Consider the following 6,182-nt stretch of genomic DNA (forward strand, 5'->3'; position numbering starts at 1 on the left):
GGCTATTATGACGGTTCAAAAAGCACTTTCTTTGACAATCCCTGATATGCCGACGTTGCTTTCCGCGTATATGCCTTTTCTAGATAGAGGCGGTATTTTTGTTCCGACTAAAACGCTCTATCGGCTTGGGCAGCAGGTTTATCTATTGCTGACCCTACCGGGAGAGAGTGAACCTCTTGCTATCTCCGGCCATGTTGTGTGGGTTTCTCCTGAGGGCGTGAGTGGACAGCGAATGCCCGGTATTGGGGTGCATTTTAGCCAGCAGGACTACTCCGCACGTGATCGCATTGAAACGTTGTTGGCCGGCCAGTTAGATAAAGCACCTCCGTCCTTTACGCTTTGATAGCCGCGAGTTAGCACCGCAATAACACTGTACAAAGCCTGCCCTTCACCTGTTGACGAGAATTTAAGAGAGTTGCATGTTTGTTGATTCCCACTGCCATTTAGACCGTTTATCTGAGCTAACCCACGACGGTGATATTGCCGCAACGCTGGCGGCTGCTCGTGCTGCTAATGTGAGCCAGTTCTTAGCTGTTGCGGTGACGCTTGAGGAGATGCCGGGATTGGCGGCAATCGCTCGTGAGCACCACGACGTGGTTATTTCGGCGGGACTGCATCCACTTCATCAGGCTCCGAAAGAGCCAAGCGTCAGCGATATTGTTGATGCTGCTGAGCAGTACGGTGCCGTCGCCATCGGTGAAACAGGGCTGGATTATCACTATCAGGACAGCGTGCCCGTAGAGGTTCAGAGCGAGCGATTTAAGCGCCATTTAATTGCGGCCAATGAGCTAGAGCTGCCGGTAATTATTCATACCCGTGAAGCGAAAGAAGACACCTTAGCATTGCTGCGTGAGCACACTAATCCAGAGGTAGGTGGCGTATTGCACTGCTTCACTGAAGATTTAGATATGGCGCGTGAAGCGGTGCGGCTTGGGTTCTATATCTCGCTATCGGGTATTATTACCTTCCGTAATGCGGGATCGCTTAGGGAGCTGGCCAGAAAACTGCCGCTTGATCGGCTGCTAATTGAAACCGATAGCCCTTATTTGGCGCCTGTTCCTTATCGTGGCAAACCCAACGAACCCGCTTGGGTAGTTGAGGTGGCAGAGTGTATCGCTAAAGAGCGAGGAATCAGCGTTGATGAAGTGGCGATGCAAACCACTGCCAATTTTTATCATCTGTTCCGCGCTGCCGTGCCCGATGCACCTGATAACGTAAAGCAAGCGTTGGCGCAGTCTGGTTTAGTGGTATAAGTGCTGCAAGCACAGCCTGGGAGGTAAGCGATGAATATTGATCGGCTTATGCAGCAATTTGACGGCGCGGCGGCGATTCCCCCCGTTGATCAGTGGCAGCCAGCCCTAAGCGGCGATATCGATATCGTTATTCAGGCTGATGGCACGTGGCTGCATGAAGGAAAGCCGTTTGAGCGCCTTGCCATACCACGGTTGTTAGCGAGTCTCTTACGCCGCGATGCCGATGGCTATTGTCTGGTAACGCCTGTTGAGCGTTGGCGTGTCACCGTGGTTGACTGTCCGTTTGTGGCGGTTGAAGCAGATTTTTACGATGATGCTTGGTGGCTGACGACCCAGTTCAATGACGTTGTGCGTGTGGATGCAGAGCATCCGCTTAGTCTCTCCAAAACGCCTGAGGGTGTCTTTGCCCCTGAGTGTGCCATGCGTTTTGGGCTGGCGGCTCGCTTGCATCGTAATGTGTATTATCGGTTGGTAGAGCAGGCCACGCTGAGCGAAGCAGACGACGGTGAATGCCAGTGCCGACTGTATAGCGCAGGGTCTTGGCATGTCTTAGGTCAGTTTAATGCCAATGATGCGATGCCAGGCGAGGTGACGTGAAGTTAACCGCTGAACAGCAAGCCGTTGTCCATCATCGCGAGGGGCATGCCCGCGTAGCGGCTGTCGCAGGAGCGGGCAAGACCACCACTATGGCGGCAAGAGTGCTCCACCTGCTGGCGTCGGGTGTGTCGCCGAAGCGTATGCTGGTGCTGATGTTTAACCGCTCAGCGCGAGACGACTTTCAACGCCGCCTGATCAGCATGGCACCTCAGGGGCAAGCGTTGCCAGATGTGCGGACCTTTCACTCACTTGGTCATCGGTTGACGCAGAGCCTATGTCGCTGGGGGGCGCTTGCGCCGAGACGCCTGCTGTCTGCTGATTGGCAGCTAGAGCGCCTTTTACGCCAGGCGAGTTTGAATGTGCTTCACGATGCCGTTGAGCGTCGCGATGCGGCTATCGAAGGTGACCGATTAGAAGCGCTTGCTCACTTTTGTGGGCTGGTAAAAGCCGAAATGCTATCGGCTGATGTGCTTTATAAGCGTCTTAATTACGAGCCGGATACTGACTACTTTCCTAGCGCATTTGATGAAGCTGAACGGCTGCTGCACGTTGAAGGCGTCATGACCTACGCTGATTTGCTTTATCGGCCCCTGCAAGTGTTAGAAGCTGAACAGACCTTGCGCAGTCGTGTGGAAGGTTTTCTTGACCATGTGATCATTGATGAATACCAGGATATTAATACTGCCCAGCAGCGGTTGCTGGCGGTATTGGCGGGTTCCAGCGCCAGTGTAATGGCGGTAGGTGATGCAAATCAGTGCATCTACGAATGGCGGGGCGCACGTCCGGACACCATGCTGGAGAACTTTACTGCCACGTTTGGCAGCGCCACAGACTACCCGCTCTCGATCACGTTTCGTCATGGCCACGCGCTGGCGCTAACCGCAAACCATGCCATCATGGCTAATCAACGCCGACCAGACCAGCTCTGTTTGGCGGATGCTAATAACCCTGAAACCCATATATCCGTTGGCCAGGGCAGTCGACTGCTGCTCGATGCCTTAGTCGACTGGCAAGCGCAGGGGCGCGCGTTGAGCGATGTGAGTCTGCTGGTGCGTAGTTGGGCGCTGTCGGTGCCTTTTCAGTTGGCGTTACTACAGGCGGGTATTCCATTTCGTCTTCAACGAGAAGATCGTTTCGTTTTCAGACTCCCTCTCGTGCAAGCCTTAGCTGGCTATTTGAAACTGTCTCGCCAGCCAGAGCTGCTGCACGACCCCGAGCAACTCTTGCTTTTGCTCTCTCAGCCAACGCCTTTTGTTGCCCGTGAGCGGCTTCAGCAGCTTGCCTATCAGCTGGCCAGCACCCAGCTCTGGCCTGAGCGCCACGAGCCGGTACTAACCTCTTTAAAGCCGCTGCAGCGCCGCACGCTCAAAAAACGCTGGGCGCTGCTATGTGAGCTGCCTAAATTAAGTGATTGGCCGCCTGCAAAGCTGCTGAGTCATGTGGTGGAAACGATTGAAGCTGAAAAAACCTTAAAGCGGGCAGCGGCAAGACGCGACAAGGGCGAGGAGGACGTTCGTCTATTGGATGTGCTTATCGAACAGGCCGATAGCGTGAAAGATCCAGATGCGTTTATTGAACTGCTCGAGCGCCCAGTAGAGAACCAAGCTGGCGGTGTTCTGATTAGCACGGTACACGGAGCGAAAGGTCTAGAGTGGCCGTTGGTCGCCGTTGCTGGAGTGAATGAAGAGGACTTTCCGCACTACAGTCGCGACAATCCGCTCAATGACGAGAGGCTAGAAGAAGAGCGACGGCTGTTTTACGTAGCGATTACGCGGGCTCAAGAGCAACTGCTGGTGTTGCACGATGGTGGTGTTCACCGGCCTAGTCGCTTTATTGCGGAAAGCGCTTGGCAGGATAGTTTGCGGGTGGCGTCATGTTTGTCGCGTCAAGAGGCGCCTGCCACGGCTGTGCAGGTAACATCGCCAAGTTTGGTGAAGCGCTATCTTGAGCGGTTAGGGCGAACGAATATTGAGCTGGCAGCGCCGCAAGTCAATGAGGCAGCGGCAGGTTATCGGGCTGATGCACACTTCTACCCTGGGCAGCGCTTAATACATGCCGTGTTTGGGGAAGGTGAGGTGGCCTCGGTAGAAGGTAACCCCTCCGATCCTGTCATCGATGTGCGCTTTGCACAGGCCGGTCGGCGTCGTCTTATTGCTCGACGCGCGCCGATTGAGTGCCTAGAGCCACCGGCGCAGCCAGCGTAACTGGCTGCGTCGTATGATCCTGCTAGTACCTATGGATGATTACATATTGGGGTAGTTAGGCCCGCCGCCGCCTTCTGGTGCTACCCAGGTAATATTTTGGGCAGGGTCTTTAATATCGCAGGTTTTGCAGTGGACACAGTTCTGGAAGTTGATCTGGAAGCGTGGCTTGCCTTGATCATCTTCCACCACTTCATAAACCCCTGCAGGGCAGTAGCGTTGAGCCGGTTCTGCATAGGTTGGCAGGTTGTCACGAATCGGCAGCTCAGGGTCTGCTAAGCGCAGATGGCAGGGCTGGTCTTCTTCGTGGTTAGTGTTAGACAAGAACACTGAGGTCGATTTATCAAACGACAACTTGCCATCGGGCTTCGGATAAGTGATTTTTTCGAACTCAGCAGCAGGCTTCAGTGCGCCGTAGTCGGTGGTAGTGTCATGAACATTGGGTAGCTTATTGCCCAGTAGTTGATTGGCGAAATTGTAAGCACCGCCACCTACCGTGCCATATTTATGGATAGCAGGGCCAAAGCTTGCGCTCTCTTTCAGCTCTTCATAGGCCCAGCTGGCTTGCCATTTCTCAGTGAAGCTACTTAGCTCCTGAGCACCTTCATCACCCCCTTTGATGGCTTCAAAGACACTTTCTGCAGCGACCATGCCGGATTTCATCGCTGTGTGCAGGCCCTTTATTTTGGCAAAATTCAGCGTGCCTGCATCGCAGCCAATCAACAGACCACCCGGGAACGTCATTTTCGGTAGGCAATTAAAACCGCCTTTGGTAATGGCGCGCGCACCATAGGCAACCCGTTTGCCGCCTTCTAAATATTGGCTAAGCACCGGGTGATGCTTCATGCGCTGGAATTCATCAAAAGGTGACAGCCAGGGGTTCTTATAACCAAGATCCATAATGAGGCCCACGACGACCTGCTGATTTTCTGCGTGATAAAGGAACCAGCCGCCGTGAGTGTCTTTTTCAAGCGGCCAGCCCGAGCCGTGGAGCACAAGACCGGGTTCATGTTTGTCGGCGGGAACATCCCACAGTTCTTTCAAGCCAATTCCATAGTGCTGCGGGTCACGACCAGCATCTAGTGAGAACTCTTTGATTAACCGTTTACCCAAGTGGCCGCGAGCGCCTTCAGCAAATAGCGTGTATTTCGCGCGCAACTCCATGCCTGGCATATGGCCATCTTTGGGCGTGCCATCTGCGCTAACACCCATATCACCAATGAGGATGCCACGTACTGCATCATCTTCGATAATCACGTCCTGGGCAGCAAAGCCAGGGAATATTTCCACCCCAAGAGACTCGGCTTGCTCTGCCAACCAGCGGCATAGGTTGCCTGCGCTAATCACATAGCGGGTAAGCTCGCCGCCAGTGTTATGCATGCTTTTGGGCACTAGCGCATTAGGGATTTTTTGCGCTTTTTGAGCATCTTTTAATAGATAAACATCGTCACGAACGGCAGGTGTGTTGAGCGGTGCGCCGCGCTCTTCCCAATCAGGAAATAGCTCTGCCAGTGCGCGGGGCTCAAAGACAGCACCAGAAAGAATATGGGCGCCGACTTCGGAGCCTTTTTCGACGACACAAACCGTCAACTCTTGTTCCGCTTGATTTGCCTGTTGCATCAGGCGGCAAGCGGAAGCTAGACCAGAGGGGCCAGCCCCGACAATGACTACATCGAAGTCCATGACATCGCGTTCAACATTTTCCACCCGGCTTCTCCTTATTCTCATAAGAACCATTATTTACCAAAGCTAGCCTGTCCAAACGTAAAATGAGCGTTATGAGAACTAACTTATAAAAAGATGGCCTTAATTTTAAACGGTCGTTTGCTTCTGGTTATGCTCCATGATAGGCATAATACCCCTGTAAGGTCACCCCTACGATGGCAAAAGCACCATTTATCCATGAAGTTTACATCGCTGCTACGACCAAGGCCGTAGTTAATCAGTGTTGTCGCTAGTCACTAGGTTGTGGCAAATTGATAGGGTTTTTCATTTACAGACCTATCAAACGCTTGCATGAATTTTTTAAGGTGGCGTATTTAAATACACGTCGCCGCTATTTTTAGAGGCATCAGTTGGTACGATGCTGAGACAAGCTAACGGCTTCCATCACAAGCCAAGCGAGGAATCT

At 53.1% G+C, this 6,182-nt stretch carries 5 protein-coding genes; 4 read left to right on the plus strand and 1 reads right to left on the minus strand.

Annotated elements, in window-relative coordinates; genetic code table 11:
* Positions 1 to 7 precede the first annotated feature (7 nt).
* The 4 genes from HVE01_RS07955 to HVE01_RS07970 all read left to right on the plus strand — a co-directional run bounded on the left by HVE01_RS07955 (position 8) and on the right by HVE01_RS07970 (position 4,054).
* Positions 8 to 343, plus strand: a complete 336-nt coding sequence (locus HVE01_RS07955) for a PilZ domain-containing protein (protein WP_146943381.1) — start codon at positions 8 to 10, stop codon at positions 341 to 343.
* A 76-nt stretch (positions 344 to 419) separates the two neighbouring features.
* Positions 420 to 1,253, plus strand: a complete 834-nt coding sequence (locus tag HVE01_RS07960) for a TatD family hydrolase (RefSeq protein WP_146943383.1) — start codon at positions 420 to 422, stop codon at positions 1,251 to 1,253.
* Between the two features lie 30 nt (positions 1,254 to 1,283).
* On the plus strand, positions 1,284 to 1,850 hold the full coding sequence (locus tag HVE01_RS07965; protein ID WP_146943385.1) for a DUF1285 domain-containing protein: 567 nt from the start codon (positions 1,284 to 1,286) through the stop codon (positions 1,848 to 1,850).
* Complete coding sequence (locus HVE01_RS07970) at positions 1,847 to 4,054, plus strand: ATP-dependent helicase (protein ID WP_146943387.1); 2,208 nt, start codon at positions 1,847 to 1,849, stop codon at positions 4,052 to 4,054. The genes HVE01_RS07965 and HVE01_RS07970 overlap by 4 nt, the downstream gene beginning before the upstream one ends.
* Positions 4,055 to 4,093: 39 nt before the next feature.
* On the opposite strand, the gene HVE01_RS07975 is transcribed toward HVE01_RS07970, so the two are convergent.
* On the minus strand, positions 4,094 to 5,758 hold the full coding sequence (locus tag HVE01_RS07975; RefSeq protein WP_125748949.1) for an electron transfer flavoprotein-ubiquinone oxidoreductase: 1,665 nt from the start codon (positions 5,756 to 5,758) through the stop codon (positions 4,094 to 4,096).
* Positions 5,759 to 6,182 lie beyond the last annotated feature (424 nt).

It is taken from the genome of Vreelandella venusta (assembly GCF_007989605.1).
In the GTDB taxonomy this organism is placed as follows: Bacteria; Pseudomonadota; Gammaproteobacteria; order Pseudomonadales; family Halomonadaceae; genus Vreelandella; species Vreelandella venusta.

Bases quoted from the DNA above. Each gene is read 5' to 3' on its own strand.
- HVE01_RS07955 (WP_146943381.1), top strand. From the start codon at position 8: ATGACGGTTCAAAAAGCACTTTCTTTGACAATCCCTGATATGCCGACG.
- HVE01_RS07960 (WP_146943383.1), top strand. From the start codon at position 420: ATGTTTGTTGATTCCCACTGCCATTTAGACCGTTTATCTGAGCTAACC.
- HVE01_RS07965 (WP_146943385.1), top strand. From the start codon at position 1,284: ATGAATATTGATCGGCTTATGCAGCAATTTGACGGCGCGGCGGCGATT.